We start from the raw sequence: 14,369 nt of genomic DNA, 5'->3' as shown, positions 1-14,369 counted from the left end.
AGGGGGTTACTATCCACTATGGGGAGGAAAGTAACCTCTGTAGATAGCATAATAACCGCTATGAAGAGCAAAACAACCTCTCTGGAGAGTGGTCGGTATCCACTGTAGTGAGCAGGAGACATTGTCTTAACTGGATAACTCAGTGCCTGTGTTTCTACGTCAGGTGGCTGATATTCATAGAGATGTTGGAAGTTTTGCGTTCAGGCGTGTTTGTTTCGACCACACATTATCCCCAGAAGGGGAGTGATGGCTGGTTTTGCAATTACCTGATTTTTATACACAGGCCCGATCCAGTAATTCAGATCCCAAAGGGAACCAAAGAGACCCACAAAGACCCAAAAAGATCCCCGCACCCTGCAAACCGTTGTGCCACATGGCCTTAGAGGTGATCACTATCCACTATAGAGAGTAGATCAGCCACTATGAAGAGCAAACCAACCACTGTAGAGAGTAGAAAAACCACTATAGGCGGTAGGATAACCGCTGTGATGAGTGCTACTATCCACTGTAATCAGCAAAGGCCACCAAAGCGGTCGAATAAAAAGAGACACTTGGAATGAGCGAAAACGGCAATAAAAACATAGCGATCGTTGAAGCATTCTCAGAAACAGACAAAAAGACCGGTGAAGTTGTTACGTTAGTTCCTAACACCAACAACACAGTTCAGCCTGTTGCTCTGATGCGTCTTGGTCTCTTCGTTCCGACGCTGAAATCGACCGCCAGGGGCAGAAAGGGGCAAATGGTCTCTATGGACGCCTCTGCTGAACTCAAACAGCTGTCTCTGGCCAAAGCCGAAGGGTACGAGGACATAAGGATCTCCGGCGTTCGTCTGGATATGGATAACGACTTCAAAACGTGGGTAGGCATCATCCACGCGTTCGCCAAGCACAAGGTTGTTGGCGACACTGTCACGTTACCGTTCGTCGAGTTCGTCAGGCTCTGTGGCATACCAACGGCCAGATCGTCCGCTAAGTTACGTAAGCGCCTGGACAGTTCTCTAACTCGTATTGCCACAAACACTATCTCATTCCGCAGTAAAAGCTCTGATGAGTATTACGTGACGCACCTTGTGCAGACAGCAAAGTACAGCACAAAGAACGACACGGTCTCGCTGCAGGCTGATCCTAAGATTTTCGAACTCTACCAGTTCGACAAAAAGGTTCTTCTGCAACTCCGGGCAATCAACGAACTCTCCAGAAAAGAATCCGCGCAGGCGCTCTACACCTTCATCGAAAGTTTGCCACCTGACCCGGCACCAATCTCGTTGGCTCGCTTACGCGCCAGACTTAACTTAACCAGCCGCACCATCACCCAGAACGCGACGGTCAGGAAAGCGATGGAGCAGCTGCGGGAGATCGGCTATCTCGATTACACCGAAGTGAAGCGCGGCAGCTCAGTCTACTTCATCATCCACTATAGGCGGCCGAAGTTACGCCCGGCATTGCCACCAGCTAAAGCTGCGCCGGAAGAACCAGAAGAGCAGAAAGATAGCTTGCCTGGTGATGATCAGGAGGACATCATCGATGTTGTTCCTGAAGAAAAAGACGGCGAGATGGTCATGTTGAGCAAGGAAGAACTGGCGATTCTCGAAGAGCTGCGCAAGGCAAAAGCTCGCAAATAGCCCAACCACTGTAGAGAGTAGAAAGGCTCACTATCCACTGTAGTGAGCCTTTTGTTTAACTGAAATCCGCTATCCACTGTAGTGAGTAACAACAACCGAAGAGTAACCACTGTAGCCAGTGGCGCTCAAATAACAAAATAAATGTTAGTGGTTACAAACCTAGATGAGACAAGGGCTGCGAGGTTAGTGGTCACTGGGTATCTTGTTAAATCCACTCTCTATAGTGGTTATCGTTGTTCCCTTCGTTATTGGCTATCCATTGTGGAGAGCAGAATCGGTTGGCTGGATTTACTAACCACTGTAGTGAGTAGATATCCGCTGAAAACAGTGAAGGTTTACTCTCCATAGTGGATACCCGCTAGAGAACGCATTCCATCACTCTCTATAGTGGTTGTTTGCTGCGAATGAACGCCTGTTTACCACCTACAGTGGATAGCGATGCTGATAAACGCCGCTTTACTCACTACAGTGGATACAGAATGTCACGGTAGGTGTTCTACTCACTACAGTGGTTATGAGCCGAATACGCACGCGGTGAGCTGGCTACTCACCGCAGTGGTTAGTGTTATCAGTGGATTTTCTTCAGCAGACCCCAGAGTGTCCCGGCCTTCGTCGTGAGCTTACCTGTTTCCGGATCGTACATGCGCCATTCACGACGCTGGTGGACAATGAAGCCGTCCTCACGTTCGAGTCGCTCCAGCTCGCCGGGTTGCTTAAACCCTTTGGCACGCCAGTAGCCGCTTGTTTTTTCGATTTCCAGACCTGCCAGTGTAACCGCCATCAACGAACCTCCTTGCAGTCATCGAAAAGGTAGCTGGCGTTCTTCGCGTGAACGCCGTAGACATCACCTGATTTGTTGTAAACGAACTTATCTTCACCCACGCCAGACAGTTTGCCGTTACGTTTGGTGAGATAGGGGGAAGACAGGACGCGATCATCGCGCACAACATAAAACTGTTCGCCGCTGTCCACAACCATCGCGCCGTAGCTGGCTTTGACGACATTGCGGATCACGTCGTTTTTCACTTCGGCCACTGACATCTCACACTCATAGACGTGCGTGTCCGCGTAGACAGGGAGGGAGAGCAGCGCCAGAGCCAGGGCTATTTTCTTCATGCCACGACTCCTTTGATAACGCCGAATGCTGAGTCGAATACCAGCACTACGGCCAGCGCATTAACCATCGCGCCATTAACAGGCGCCAGCGCTTTACGGATTGCTCCGGTGAAGATGCAATCGAGCACAAAAGCTATCGAGACAATAAGTAATAAAGTGTCTAATACAGTTTTCATGATAGGTAGATGCTAACTTATATATTTTTTGCTGTAAATATCACTCAAAAGTGCTGATGCCTAAGATACGCTCAAGATGAGCCGCGTCTTCATCGCTTACCGGCATCGTGTCGTCGACGTACCAGCAACTACCGTTGTGCCAACAAACACCGTCATCATCGACATACACAGAATCTGCATCCATGCCTGTGTACTCAACGAGATTGCGATCAATTGCCGCTTGAATTTCTTCATCGTTCAGCCCATCACTCTTGACCATGAACAACGGGTAAACGTCATAGTCGGTGCTGGCTGAAATGCGAACCAAAATCTTCATGTGTTTTCTCCTTGTTGGTAAGTACTTATTTATATTGATGTGCGCCATGCGGCGCACAATCATTGTGTTCAGGCTGGAGGAAAGAACTTCTCCAGCGTGCGGTCTACAGCTTTATCAATGTGCATCAGATGCCAGACGACCATATCTTTGCTTCCCAGACCGCGGGTGTAGATCACGTCGAACTTACGCCAGGCGGCGTGAAACCAGTGCGGTGTATCATCAACCGGCAGATTCTCTCCAGCCTCCTTGAAGTACTTGAGCAGCATGGCCTGTTCAGCGGTTGGCGTCGGGCCAATCTCTTCCGCGTACATTCTGATGAAACGCTGCCAGTCGGCTTCATCTTTTGAAGGTTCCGTGCGTTCATCTCTGCAATTGCCTCACGCAGCTGCGTCGCCCATTCTGGCTCCGGGAAGCCCTGGGCAATTTCGGTATCCACGACATCCAGCGCAGCGTTGGCCGCGTCATACAGTTTCTTCACGCTTTTTCTCCTGCATTAAAAGGAACACGGTCATTGCCGCTCTGAAAGGGTTAGGGTTCTGGATCAGATGTTGTGGCGTTGAGCTATCCACCTTTCTGTGGGCCGCTCTCCACTCACCTGGCTGTCTGGCGGGGATTACGCCGATTCTGTGTCGGTAAATAATGTCCCACGCATCTTCCGGATCGTTACACCAGTCGAAGGTTCCGGCTCCGTTCGGGCCGATGGCGACCACTGCGGTGTAATCGCCTTCCTGTGAGCCTTTCCAGCCATATTGTGAGATAAGCGGTCGATGGCCGGTGGCTTCCGCGACTAGGCAGTTAATCTCAAAGTCCGTCATCTCGCTGTAATTTTTCATTCCCGATCTCCTTCTCATCCGTTGCCGAACAACTATGTGGCGTTGTCACTTTGTACTTCTACGGATGGTAATTCCGTATTAGTAACCAATTTGTTTTCTTGTTGGTGATAATACGGAAATAAAAAAGGCGTCCAAGTGGACGCCGTATCTTTGAAAAGGCTGTTACTTCAACGCGATAAACGGAGTATTAGCCCCTTCAGTCATGTACTGAGGCAACTGACCATTCCATTTGTTGATGGCTTCCAGCTCCATGACGTTCGGGTTCTGACGTAATGCTTCACCGCGCAACTTGATGGCATCAGCTTCTGCTTGAGCACGCTTGCGGATAGCGTCGGCTTCACCTTCGGCTTGTTCACGCAGCATGTTCGCTTCTGCCTTGCGCTGCTCAACTTCCTGCTGGCGCTGGAGCGTTTTCTGGTTCGCGGTCACTTTGGCATTGATAGATTCGATGACAGTGTCCGGGTAGTCTGGTTTGCCCACCCATGACAGGCTAATAACCTCAATACCTACCGGTGACATTTCTGCCTGAATGTCTTTCAGCGCATTGTCGAGCAGAGACGCCTTGCCACCGTCGATGAACGTGTCGGTAGTCATGCGGCTGGCCAGACGGTTCAGTGAGTCCGCAATCTTCTGGCGCAGATCAGTGTCGGTAATGTCATCAACACCTTTGCGATAGGTCTGGAATACGGTAGTTACTTTGTCGCGATTAACCAGATATGCCACACCAATTTTGTGGCCGATGGCTGTACCGTCGCTCATCTGGAATGTGAACGGCTCATCGTAGGTTTTCATCTGTTTGAAAGTGGGGAAGGTGTACAGCTCGGTATTCAGACCAGTCCACTGACGGCCAACGCCGACAACTTCACCGATACCTTTGTCTTCACCCAATTTGTTTACCTTAATGCCAACGTATCCCGGTTCCACGCGATCGCAGCCGGTCAGACCCATTGTGCAAATAGCAGCCAAAACCACCGCCAGTAAACCTTTCTTCATTACTTACTTCTCCTTAGTTTTATTGAGTGAGTTGATATACCTGCGGCCAGCTTTTAACAAGGCAACCGGGAAGACTACAGCGATGGCAAGTCCGATAAATAAGGCCAGATCGCTTTTAGCTGAGATAAGCGATGGAACCAGTAAACCGTAGATAAAGCAGACTGATATCACCGCTGAAACAGCCATGAGATAACCCTTGATCATGTGTTTCCTTTTGTCGTTTTGGTGTAGAAATGATAAGTAAGTACTTATATATTTTCAAGTATAAAAAAGGCGTCCAACGGACGCCTTGTGATTACGCTTCTTCTGTCTCTGCTGGGGACGACTCTTTCGCTCGCCGTTCGTCTATCGCCTGGAGTGCTGCGATGATTTCCGGAAGTGGCTTCTCGCGGTACATCTCGACGATCTGCGATTTGGTGTATTTCTTATCGCCAATTTCCACACGTCCGCTGGCGTTCTTGGGCAGGTATCCTTCCTCCAGCATGTACTCAACCAGCGATTCGATGACGTCCAGCCCGCGAGTCGGGTCGAAGTAGAATTTCCATGAGCATTTGCCAAACGGAGGTGCGACTTTGTTTTTAATGCACTCGGCGCCAACGTCCTGTCCGATCTTCTCTTTGCCATCTTTCATAACGGATGCGCCCAGACGGATGCGCACCGACGCGTAGAACTTCGGAGAGTCGCCACCCGGAGACGTAGTCGGATCGCCAAACATCACGCCAATTTTGGTACGTACCTGGTTCAAGAAGATGATGCACGCGTTGTACTTACGCGCCCAAAGCGCCAGAGTAGGGAAGTTCGCACTCGTCGCGCGCGCCAGCGCCGTGTTGTCGTTCATGTTCAGCTGATCTTTGTCCTTCGCAGTGCCTTCTGCCATCTTGTCGAACTTCTCAGCCTTCGAGTTCGGAACCATCGACGCCAGAGAGTCGGCAACGATGCAGATAGGGGCTGTTTCCGGGATAAGCTCTTCGTCGCGCACCAGCTTGAGGATTGTGCCGATCAGCTCGACGGAGTCTTCGAAGGTATCCGGCTGTTTGTAGACCCACTGACCGTCGTCTTCGTCGGCGTTCAGTCCGTTCGCTACCGCCAGACCAACGTCGAAACTGTTTTCGTGGTCAAGGAATACGGCCAGACCATCCTGTTTCTGTGCTGACACCATTGCAGCCGTCGCCAAAAAGGTTTTACCGGCGCTTGGTGGCCCGAAGACTTCAACGATACGCCCACACGGAAAACCACCGTCGTAACGTCCGGAAATGGCTTTGTTCAGTGGAGGGAAACCGGAGTCAATCCAGTGGGAGACCTTCTGGATCTCGTCATTGCTGCCGATTTTCTTTTTCAGCGCCAGTGCCAGTGCGGATTTGCCTTTTGCCATGATTAGGCTCCTTTTGATTCGTTGATTCGCTTCGAAGCAGCGGCTTCGTCAAACTTGATTGCGTCGTGGTTCAGGTGTTTGGCGACGCGAGCGATGATCTTCACGACCTGCTCGCTGACCAGCGCGAACTCACGCTCAGTAGCAGAAATGCCAGCAGCGCCCAGAATGTTCGGCAGCGCCACCACAGCGTGCTCGCCGTGGCAGAAGACAATCTCCTTAGCCAGCATGGTTGGCGTAGTTGCCCCGCCATTAATGATGGATTTCAGCATCAGCAGTACCTCTCAAATGGCAGAACAAACACTTCCAGATCTTCCAGAAACGACCGGAAATTCAGCTCGTAACACATCTGTTCGAAGGCATTCATGTCGCGTGCGCCTTTAATCGACTCGATTTCGCTGGGTGGGAATTTTGTGTCGATAAGGTTCATCAGCATCATGTTGCGCTTAAAGGCTTCGAGCATCCGGCAGCCCGTCTTCTCGTTGAAGGCGTTCTTTGCCAGCTTGTTGAATGCCGTCTTATAGCGACCTTTGTTGATGACAATAGAGCCGTCGTTAATGCCGCGTACCATTGCGGCCACGCTTCCCCATTCATGAAGCAGCTCTTTCGCGCCACCATCACCAATGCCACCGACGCCTTTGATGTTGTCCGAGTTATCGCCCTGCAACGCTTTCGCTTCCAGAAACGCGCGTGGTGTTGGCAGACCTGTCAACTCTGCGAACTGTTCGAAGTTCACCTGCTTGTGCTTGGCATCTTCACGCAGGCTTACCCAGCTCACATTCTCGCGAACCAGCTGGAGCCAGTCGCCATCGCCAGTCAGCAGGTAGATGTGATCGACGGTCGGCTGCGGAGCCAGGCGAGAGACCAGCATTCCAGCCAGGTCGTCCGCTTCTGCGTCCTTTGCAATGAGTTGGTTAACGCCCAGCGCGGTCATCATTTTCAAGATGTACGGCTTCTGGATGGCAAAGCCTTCTTTCATCTTCTTCATATCCGGGTCGTCATCGCGATTCGCTTTGTACTCCGGGTAGAAGTCGCGACGTTTGTCGCTGAATCCATCCCACAAGATCATTGGGCGGGCATGGAGAATTGAGGCGTAACGACGAACGTTCTTCACGAAGCCAAAAGCCGCCTGAACTTCCATCTCGCCGTTGTGTAATTTGTCGGATTGCTGGTGGTAATAGCCCAGGCTGTTACCGTCCACAAAGAGATAATTCACCGGTACACTCCTTCCAAAAAGTAAGGCGTCCGTAGACGCCTTACTGGTCACGTTATGGGATTACAGAGCGTCCAGTTCAGCCAGCAGGTCGTCGAGACCTTCGTCAGCTGGTGCAGATGCAGCGGCAGCAGATGCTGAAGCACTTGCAGCTGCGGCGGCTTCCGGAGCTTTAACTTCTTCCGGTTTAGTTTCCGGCTTGAACTCAGCTTCAGCGGCACGCAGGATCTCTTCATCAACCAGGCTGGTGGACTCTGGAGCCGGAGTGTGTGCTGTAGCGACAGCAGCTGCACCTTCCGTATGACCAGTGATAGAGCCAAAGCCTGGCAGTTCAGCAGCAGCTGATTTCGCAGCGGAAGAAATGGCCGGAGAGGACATTGTTGCTGCCGGAGCCGCAATACCAATCAGACGACCCATAGTGCGAGCAGTAGACAGCAGACGGGTTTCGTCAGCCTGGTTCGCGTATGCGATCAGATCGTGTTGGGTAGTCCAGAGCTTCTCAGGAATGTCGCCTTTGTAGACTTTACGTTTCGGGGATACGTCGTACTTGGTGTCACGACCGGAACCGGTACGCTTAATCAGGAACGCATAGCCTTCTTCTTTGCTCAGTGGGTTGCCGATATCATCCGCAATATCTTCGGACATCACTTTGCAGATATCGTCGAAGACCGTAGACGGCAGCTCAATCAGCTGGCATTTCTCTGCGTCTGCAAAGTCTTCGCGCGCAGACAGAACACCGTTGACCAGATAACGCGGTGTAGCACGCATACTGTTAATGCGCTCTTCCATCGCTTTGTTGCCCTTAAAGCGAGCACGACCTTCCATAACCATCTCACACAGCTGGCAAGCGTGGCCGTGGGTGTGCTGTTCGCAGATGTAGGCGGTGGTTACATCTTTGCCTTCCTCATTCTGATGCTTAACGTAGTGCATACCGAAAGTCTGGAAGAACAGGCCATTCGGGTCGTCCTTGTTCGGGAAAATGCGCAGATAGTTATTGCCGTCTTTCAGACGGGTCACATCAACGTTATTGCCACGTTTAGAAGCAATATCGCCACGGGTCTTGTTAAGCAGATCAAGTAATGACTTAGACATGTATTTCTCCTTGTTGTGATTGTGGCCATTGGCGCTATGCGCGTTGGGCTTTCGTTTACTCTTGGCTCTTTCGAGCGAAAAGAATGATAGATCAGTACTTACTTACGATCTAGCATAAATTAACGGGGGGGGTGGAAACGTTCGGCGCCCAAACGTTCAATCTCTACGATAGCCATTTTGGACGCCTGGACAATCATGTCGCGGCGGTGTGAGAAGGCGGCTACAGCGTGCTTGTACAGATCTGCAATGTGCCGTGCTTCGTCGAGTTTCTGGCGCTTTGCGAGGTATTGTGGGTTAGTTCTAACCTTCGCCTCCAGTACGGATTCATTGAACTTAATTCCGTTCATGCTCAGGTTCTTACGCTCGTTGTCGTAGATTTTCGCCTCAATCGCATCAAGGGAGAGTTTTGCATCTGCGACCTCTCGTTCTGCCCGCGCCAGCTTAGAGCCGTACTCCATCAAGAGGCGCGGTTGCTGACGCCAGACTTCCTCCAGATTGTCGCGGTCGAACTCCAGGTCGGACATGATTTTTTCGTAGATATCGGTGTTCATATTGATAGGTTCCAACTTACTTTTGTGTATCTGATTATATCAAACAAATGGAGGGTTACTGCCATGATTGGCGGTAGACATTTTTGGGGCGAAAGGGGAAGATTGAGCTTTAACAAGGAATTAAAAATGAAATCACCAAAGACAAACAACCAGTCACCAAAAGAGGCGATGATTTACCCAAAATCCAGTGCCTACGGACATGCCGGGGAGTATTTATTCGCCTACTGGATATCACGATACTTTGGCTGGCCTTGTCGACTATTGAGTGTTGACATGGGAATTGATGCTCAGGTTGAAATGTTTGCAGATGACACCAAATCAACAGGGGCTTTTATTTCTGTTCAGGTTAAAACTACCTCAAGACAGATGGAAGAAAGTTTAAGTGTTAGAGTTGGTCTTGATAACCTTGGCTATTGGAGTTCTCAACATGAGCCGGTAGTAATTGTGCTTGTAAGTCTTAATGAAATGAATATTAAAGATGAGCCTGAAATATACTGGCGTCATTTAGATAGTGAAAGCCTTGATAACTATTCTGAGAAGGCACGAAAAAATAAGGATTCAAAAACTAATATTATCTTTGAATCGCACAAGCATCGTCTTCGTCCAATGCACAAGCAGGATTGGTCGAAGCTATGGATGACCGAGCTTGACAAGGAAGTTGTTGAGATGGCAACGAGTTCAAAACATGAACTTATGAAAGTCATTAACGAAGTAAATGAAGAAATTGAAGAATCAGGTTTGCCGGAAGAGGATTTTAAATTCCCTGTTGCCTGGGAGACCTATCCTCATTCCTTGAATAGATTGCTTAATGACTATGATGAATTTTTAAGACTTAAAACTGATAATAAACTACTTGTCATGCAATACCCTGTAGTTCAGGAATATATGGAACTATGCGATCTTCATTTAGACCGACTGCTAGATTACTTCTCAAATTTGGCATATCACTTTAGAGGTGAGAGTTCTATTTTTAAAGATGAAATGGAAAGCTGTTTCCCCGTCAATGTGCAAATTCAAGAGATCATAAGAAATAACATATATAACTATTAATGAAAATGCCCGAAAGAATCGGGCCATTTCATTAAGCGACTTTCTTACCAAAAATATTGGATAGCGTGACTCTGGTCTGGCGCTTCAGCCTGTACTGTCTCACATCGCCAATCTTGTTCACTTCCATAAACTCTTTGGCCACCTTCAGTACCAGCCGATTGCGGAACACTTTGAACGCCTCCAGCTGTTCCTCTGGGTTATCCGATTCGTAGATCTCCAGCAGATACTGGCACGCCTTCGGATCTTGCGTTTTGAGCGCCAGCGCCAGATCTAACGTGACCGGGCAGTCGATGATTTCCCAGAACTGCGACCGCATGGTGGCTGCAACTGCCTTATCCCGAAAATCTGCTGGGATAGCCGCCAGCGCTTGTGCAATCTTCTGAGCCTCGTTCATGGTGTTCTCTTTGTTCATTTGCTAATAGTCTCCGCTACCTCTGCCAGAATTGCTTCCAGCTTTTCGCCTTCCTCTGGGCGAAAGTACAAAATGTTCGGGTTAAATCCGTAGAAAACGGTCACATCCAGCTCTGGCAGATACTCTTTGCGTCCAACCAGGTCGGATGGTTTGCTCTTGTTGTTGAAGAGCGACGTCGCCCGGCTGCCACACGTCAGCACATAGGTCGGACGCACCAGATTGATCTCTTCACGCATAAAGTCGGTGAACTGGCCGATCTCGTCTTTGGTGTAATCCTTCTCTTTGTCCTTTACCTTTTTGCACACGCCGGTGACGTAGAGATCGCCCATGCGCAGATCGCCTGCAGTAAGCAACTTCGCCTTAAAGTCGTCGTAGCCGTTCTCCATGAAGTAGCCGGTACGCCCATCATTGCCGTTCGCGTTGTCCAGAATGATCATGATTTTCGGCTTAATGCCAATGCTTGGGCGGATCAGGTCGTCTCCCAGACCCATTTCTGCCGCCATGCGAGTCATCAGTACATTCACTTCAGCAGAGCGCTTAGGGTTCATCTCGAACGGTCGAGAGGCTTTTACAGCGTCGATCACCAGATTGCCCATCAACTCTGCCTGGTCGCGCAGTCGTTCCGGATCTGTCGCTGGCAGACTGCCAGGCTCAATCGATGCGAACGCACCTACTTTTTGCAGTGACTCGCGTACCCGGCTGTTACACGCACGCTTCTCGACCGCTTCCTCAAATTGCTCAAGTGACTCGAATTTGCCGCCAACTTTCTCACGCGCTCTCATGATGGCCTGGCATCCGTTCTCAGAGCAGCCTTTCACAGCAGAGAATGGCGCATACAGTACCTGGCTGCCGTCTTCCAGCGTGCGGATCTCAATTCGGTTAGATGACACGTTAACGTCTGGTGGTAATACGCGAATGCCATAGGTCAGCGCATCCTTAACCAGCCCCTGGTGCTTATCCTCTCCCAGAATGGTGAGCGCAGCAGCGAAGAACTCAGCAGGGTAATGTGTCTTTAACCACATAGACTGATAGCTGATCAGCGAGTAGGCAACGGAGTGTGATTTGTTGAACTGATACGCACCGTTCTTCTCGAAGGCAGCCCAGATCTCCCTCGCTTTCGTTTCAGACAAGCCCGGTTGTGACCCTGTAACGCGTACAGCAGCCATAGGCAATTTCACACCAGCCTCCAGCGCTTCTTCGACCGTCCGCAGTGCGCCGTCCTCACATTTAAAGTGTTCCGCGCGGTGAATACGCTGCGTTGTGCCGTCTTCCATCTCAACGTCGATCCAACCAGCTTGAGCCTGAACGACGAACTTCTCGCCCATGCTCTTCATCTTTTCCATATCCTTTTTACCGATCGCTTTACGCACACCATCAGCTTCGGCCATCGTGAAGCCGGCCAGCAATCGTGTCGCGTTCATCGTCTGTTCCTGATACAGAATCACGCCGTTGGTTTCCGCGGTAAGTTCGTCCAGTACCGGGTGCAACGACTGTGGAGCCATGAAGCCTTTGGCCACGGAGACATAGTCGTCCAACATGCCGGATTGAATCGGGCCTGGTCGGAAGAGTGCGGTAGTGGCGACAACGGTTTTGAAGCTCATTGGTTCAATGCCACTGCCCAGATCTTTAAGCAGCTTGCGCATGGGGCCGGACTCCAGCTGGAATACGCCCTGCGTGTACCCTGCAGCGAACCCATCCAGAACCTTGCGATCGTCCAGTGGGATGGCATCGAGATTGATGTCTTCCCCGGTACTCTCTTTGATGTAGCGTTTAGCGCTATCCAGCAGATCGAGCGTTGCCAGACCGAGAACGTCCAGCTTAATCAGCCCCATCGCCTCGCAGTAACGTTTATCGAACGCAATACAGCGAGCGTTGCCACGCAGCTCGACGGGCGTGCGCTCTACCAATGGAACGCCAGCGACGATCATCCCCGCTGCATGACGGCCAAAACCACGCATTAGGTTTTGCAGCTTACACGCCGCTTTGAACGCTTCCGGTTTTTTCGTGGCGTATTTGTCCAGGCTGGCCAGTTGCTCGCGCAGCTCTTCCAGTGACAGGCTATCGTCTTCCAGATTCTTGAACTCTTTGGATACCGCCATATCCGCAGCGTCGACACCGTAAATACGTGCAGTGTCACGCAGCGCCGAAGCCGCGCCCAGATAGGTGAAGTTCGGAATACCTGCAACGTAATCTTCGCCATAGCGTTCATTCAGATACTCGATCACCTCATGTCGACGTGCCTGGCTGAAGTCCAGATCCGCATCCGGCAAGTCGAGACGTTCAGGGTTAATGAAACGCTCAAACAGAAGACCGTGACGGATAGGATCGACGTTGGTTATGCCGATGCACCACGCTACCAGAGAACCGGCAGAGGAACCACGACCTGGCCCGACAGGAATGCCAGTTTCACGGCTGTGATTCATCAGGTCGCGCACCATCAGGAAGTAACCACAGAAGCCCAGGCGGGTCAGAGTGTCCATTTCGTACTTCAGGCGATCAACATACACACGGTGCTCAGAAGCCGGTGGTGTGTAGCCAAACTCTTTGGTAGTAAGACGCTTGCGCAGCCCCGCGACAGCCAGCTTCATCAGCGTTGCAGGCTCGTCGTCTGCCATCTTGGGCAGTGCTGGTGACAATTCATGCCAGCGCCATGTGCAGGCTTCAATAATGGTGTCCTGCGTTGTTGAGGCCATTGCAGCTGTTACCGGCACATCCATTCGAACGGAGAAGGCTTTCAGCGCTTCAAGGAGATGGCGGCGACCATTAACGGCGTTATCTCGCTGGTGGGGAATACGCAGACGATGCGGCTGGTCGATTTTGATGTTGTTCGTAACCATGTGCGCAATGTCTTTAATGTCAGCGTCGTCGACCGCTTCGTAATAAGCGGGATAGAACGCCACTGGCTCTATTTTCAGTGCGCTCGCCACTTTCATCGCCCGGACGTTAATCTGGTCGTAGAATGGGGTAGGGTGCGGATAAACCACGCTGTAGAAGTTATCGCGTCCTCCAGCTGTCACCAGCGTCCCGATAATCTTTGCGAAGTCCCGGCGCTGGAATACACTGCCAATGTCAGACGTCAGCAGGATGATGTTGCCTTTGGCATATGCGGCCGCCAGCTGGTCAAGCGCCAGACGCGGGACAAAGTAGAATTGCTCGCGCTTGTTGGCTAAGGTCATCAGTTCGCACACGTCGCGATAACCTTGCTCGTTCTTTATCAGTGCCGTGAAGCAGTAGCTGCGATCACGTACCAATGATTCCATACATCCCCCTGACTCTTTCGCAAGGCGGGCGCGGTGCTCGTATGTCGGATCGTCGACAACATTCAGCTTAACACCACAAATAACCGCCATGTCGTCGCCAGCGGCACGTTGCAAGGGGATCACACTGGCAATGTTCATGCTGTCAGCGGAAATGACAGCGGTGTAGCCAGCGTCTCTCGCGATTTTCACCGCGTTTTCTGCTTTTAGAGCCGACTCTCCCAGGGAGAAGTCAGTTCTGACCATCAGAGCCTTCATGTGTTTTTACCTTTCTGGTTTTCTTGATTTTGTCATTGGGGAAGCCAACGAACTTCCCATACATCGAAATCGCAACCTCTTTGGCTGACTGGTGGCACTCGGGCCTATCCGG

Annotated in this window: 16 protein-coding genes and 1 pseudogene; 2 read left to right on the top strand and 15 right to left on the bottom strand. The window is 50.9% G+C overall.

Annotated features, from left to right (window positions below; genetic code table 11):
• Positions 1–556 precede the first annotated feature (556 nt).
• Positions 557–1,621: a replication protein RepA gene (gene repA, locus AC2FAJ_RS20195; protein WP_199160246.1), complete on the top strand. Its 1,065-nt coding sequence runs from the start codon at positions 557–559 to the stop codon at positions 1,619–1,621.
• Between the two features lie 568 nt (positions 1,622–2,189).
• On the opposite strand, the gene AC2FAJ_RS20190 is transcribed toward repA, so the two are convergent.
• From AC2FAJ_RS20190 to AC2FAJ_RS20130, 13 genes and pseudogenes are all read right to left on the bottom strand, one after another.
• Entirely contained in the window at positions 2,190–2,402 is a 213-nt protein-coding gene (locus AC2FAJ_RS20190) for a hypothetical protein (protein ID WP_199160247.1), read from the bottom strand.
• Complete coding sequence (locus tag AC2FAJ_RS20185) at positions 2,402–2,737, bottom strand: hypothetical protein (RefSeq protein ID WP_199160248.1); 336 nt, start codon at positions 2,735–2,737, stop codon at positions 2,402–2,404. Before AC2FAJ_RS20185 ends, AC2FAJ_RS20190 begins: the two co-directional genes overlap by 1 nt.
• Entirely contained in the window at positions 2,734–2,913 is a 180-nt protein-coding gene (locus tag AC2FAJ_RS20180) for a hypothetical protein (RefSeq protein WP_004110036.1), read from the bottom strand. The genes AC2FAJ_RS20185 and AC2FAJ_RS20180 overlap by 4 nt, the downstream gene beginning before the upstream one ends.
• Before the next feature lie 40 nt (positions 2,914–2,953).
• On the bottom strand, positions 2,954–3,229 hold the full coding sequence (locus AC2FAJ_RS20175; RefSeq protein WP_485454455.1) for a hypothetical protein: 276 nt from the start codon (positions 3,227–3,229) through the stop codon (positions 2,954–2,956).
• A gap of 68 nt (positions 3,230–3,297) precedes the next feature.
• Positions 3,298–3,707, bottom strand: a pseudogene (locus tag AC2FAJ_RS20170) (DUF7238 family protein).
• Positions 3,691–4,062 (bottom strand): DUF2591 domain-containing protein, encoded by a 372-nt coding sequence (locus AC2FAJ_RS20165; RefSeq protein WP_004110046.1) that lies wholly within the window; start codon positions 4,060–4,062, stop codon positions 3,691–3,693. Before AC2FAJ_RS20165 ends, AC2FAJ_RS20170 begins: the two are co-directional and overlap by 17 nt.
• Before the next feature lie 162 nt (positions 4,063–4,224).
• Positions 4,225–5,055 (bottom strand): SPFH domain-containing protein, encoded by an 831-nt coding sequence (locus AC2FAJ_RS20160; RefSeq protein WP_059306406.1) that lies wholly within the window; start codon positions 5,053–5,055, stop codon positions 4,225–4,227.
• Between the two features lie 3 nt (positions 5,056–5,058).
• Entirely contained in the window at positions 5,059–5,259 is a 201-nt protein-coding gene (locus AC2FAJ_RS20155) for a hypothetical protein (protein WP_000589750.1), read from the bottom strand.
• 91 nt (positions 5,260–5,350) lie between these two features.
• Positions 5,351–6,427, bottom strand: coding sequence for a recombinase RecA (locus tag AC2FAJ_RS20150; RefSeq protein WP_001051805.1), 1,077 nt, complete (start codon positions 6,425–6,427; stop codon positions 5,351–5,353).
• Between the two features lie 2 nt (positions 6,428–6,429).
• On the bottom strand, positions 6,430–6,696 hold the full coding sequence (locus AC2FAJ_RS20145) for a hypothetical protein (RefSeq protein WP_000920226.1): 267 nt from the start codon (positions 6,694–6,696) through the stop codon (positions 6,430–6,432).
• Positions 6,696–7,640, bottom strand: a complete 945-nt coding sequence (locus AC2FAJ_RS20140) for a 5'-3' exonuclease family protein (RefSeq protein WP_022649902.1) — start codon at positions 7,638–7,640, stop codon at positions 6,696–6,698. The genes AC2FAJ_RS20145 and AC2FAJ_RS20140 overlap by 1 nt, the downstream gene beginning before the upstream one ends.
• A 60-nt stretch (positions 7,641–7,700) precedes the next feature.
• The gene (locus AC2FAJ_RS20135) at positions 7,701–8,729 is read right to left on the bottom strand and encodes a regulator (protein ID WP_252107785.1); all 1,029 of its coding nucleotides are present in this window, start codon (positions 8,727–8,729) and stop codon (positions 7,701–7,703) included.
• A 119-nt stretch (positions 8,730–8,848) separates the two neighbouring features.
• Complete coding sequence (locus AC2FAJ_RS20130) at positions 8,849–9,280, bottom strand: hypothetical protein (RefSeq protein ID WP_485454454.1); 432 nt, start codon at positions 9,278–9,280, stop codon at positions 8,849–8,851.
• 126 nt (positions 9,281–9,406) lie between these two features.
• Here AC2FAJ_RS20130 and AC2FAJ_RS20125 point away from each other — a divergent pair, with 126 nt between their 5' ends.
• The gene (locus tag AC2FAJ_RS20125) at positions 9,407–10,330 is read left to right on the top strand and encodes a DUF4365 domain-containing protein (RefSeq protein ID WP_052255174.1); all 924 of its coding nucleotides are present in this window, start codon (positions 9,407–9,409) and stop codon (positions 10,328–10,330) included.
• 31 nt (positions 10,331–10,361) lie between these two features.
• Here the strand turns inward: AC2FAJ_RS20125 and AC2FAJ_RS20120 are convergent, their stop codons facing one another.
• Both AC2FAJ_RS20120 and dnaE read right to left on the bottom strand, forming a co-directional pair.
• Positions 10,362–10,742, bottom strand: coding sequence for a hypothetical protein (locus AC2FAJ_RS20120; protein ID WP_485454453.1), 381 nt, complete (start codon positions 10,740–10,742; stop codon positions 10,362–10,364).
• Positions 10,739–14,257 (bottom strand): DNA polymerase III subunit alpha, encoded by a 3,519-nt coding sequence (gene dnaE, locus AC2FAJ_RS20115; protein WP_072105568.1) that lies wholly within the window; start codon positions 14,255–14,257, stop codon positions 10,739–10,741. Before dnaE ends, AC2FAJ_RS20120 begins: the two co-directional genes overlap by 4 nt.
• Positions 14,258–14,369 lie beyond the last annotated feature (112 nt).

The sequence above is a fragment of the Enterobacter cloacae complex sp. 385G4 genome, assembly GCF_057320665.1.
This window is presented reverse-complemented; position numbering and strand designations above follow the sequence as displayed.

What these genes read in the sequence shown, in the direction of transcription:
- repA (WP_199160246.1), top strand. Translation starts at nt 557, where the DNA reads ATGAGCGAAAACGGCAATAAAAACATAGCGATCGTTGAAGCATTCTCA.
- AC2FAJ_RS20190 (WP_199160247.1), bottom strand. Translation starts at nt 2,402, where the DNA reads ATGGCGGTTACACTGGCAGGTCTGGAAATCGAAAAAACAAGCGGCTAC.
- AC2FAJ_RS20185 (WP_199160248.1), bottom strand. Translation starts at nt 2,737, where the DNA reads ATGAAGAAAATAGCCCTGGCTCTGGCGCTGCTCTCCCTCCCTGTCTAC.
- AC2FAJ_RS20180 (WP_004110036.1), bottom strand. Translation starts at nt 2,913, where the DNA reads ATGAAAACTGTATTAGACACTTTATTACTTATTGTCTCGATAGCTTTT.
- AC2FAJ_RS20175 (WP_485454455.1), bottom strand. Translation starts at nt 3,229, where the DNA reads ATGAAGATTTTGGTTCGCATTTCAGCCAGCACCGACTATGACGTTTAC.
- AC2FAJ_RS20165 (WP_004110046.1), bottom strand. Translation starts at nt 4,062, where the DNA reads ATGAAAAATTACAGCGAGATGACGGACTTTGAGATTAACTGCCTAGTC.
- AC2FAJ_RS20160 (WP_059306406.1), bottom strand. Translation starts at nt 5,055, where the DNA reads ATGAAGAAAGGTTTACTGGCGGTGGTTTTGGCTGCTATTTGCACAATG.
- AC2FAJ_RS20155 (WP_000589750.1), bottom strand. Translation starts at nt 5,259, where the DNA reads ATGATCAAGGGTTATCTCATGGCTGTTTCAGCGGTGATATCAGTCTGC.
- AC2FAJ_RS20150 (WP_001051805.1), bottom strand. Translation starts at nt 6,427, where the DNA reads ATGGCAAAAGGCAAATCCGCACTGGCACTGGCGCTGAAAAAGAAAATC.
- AC2FAJ_RS20145 (WP_000920226.1), bottom strand. Translation starts at nt 6,696, where the DNA reads ATGCTGAAATCCATCATTAATGGCGGGGCAACTACGCCAACCATGCTG.
- AC2FAJ_RS20135 (WP_252107785.1), bottom strand. Translation starts at nt 8,729, where the DNA reads ATGTCTAAGTCATTACTTGATCTGCTTAACAAGACCCGTGGCGATATT.
- AC2FAJ_RS20130 (WP_485454454.1), bottom strand. Translation starts at nt 9,280, where the DNA reads ATGAACACCGATATCTACGAAAAAATCATGTCCGACCTGGAGTTCGAC.
- AC2FAJ_RS20125 (WP_052255174.1), top strand. Translation starts at nt 9,407, where the DNA reads ATGAAATCACCAAAGACAAACAACCAGTCACCAAAAGAGGCGATGATT.
- AC2FAJ_RS20120 (WP_485454453.1), bottom strand. Translation starts at nt 10,742, where the DNA reads ATGAACAAAGAGAACACCATGAACGAGGCTCAGAAGATTGCACAAGCG.
- dnaE (WP_072105568.1), bottom strand. Translation starts at nt 14,257, where the DNA reads ATGAAGGCTCTGATGGTCAGAACTGACTTCTCCCTGGGAGAGTCGGCT.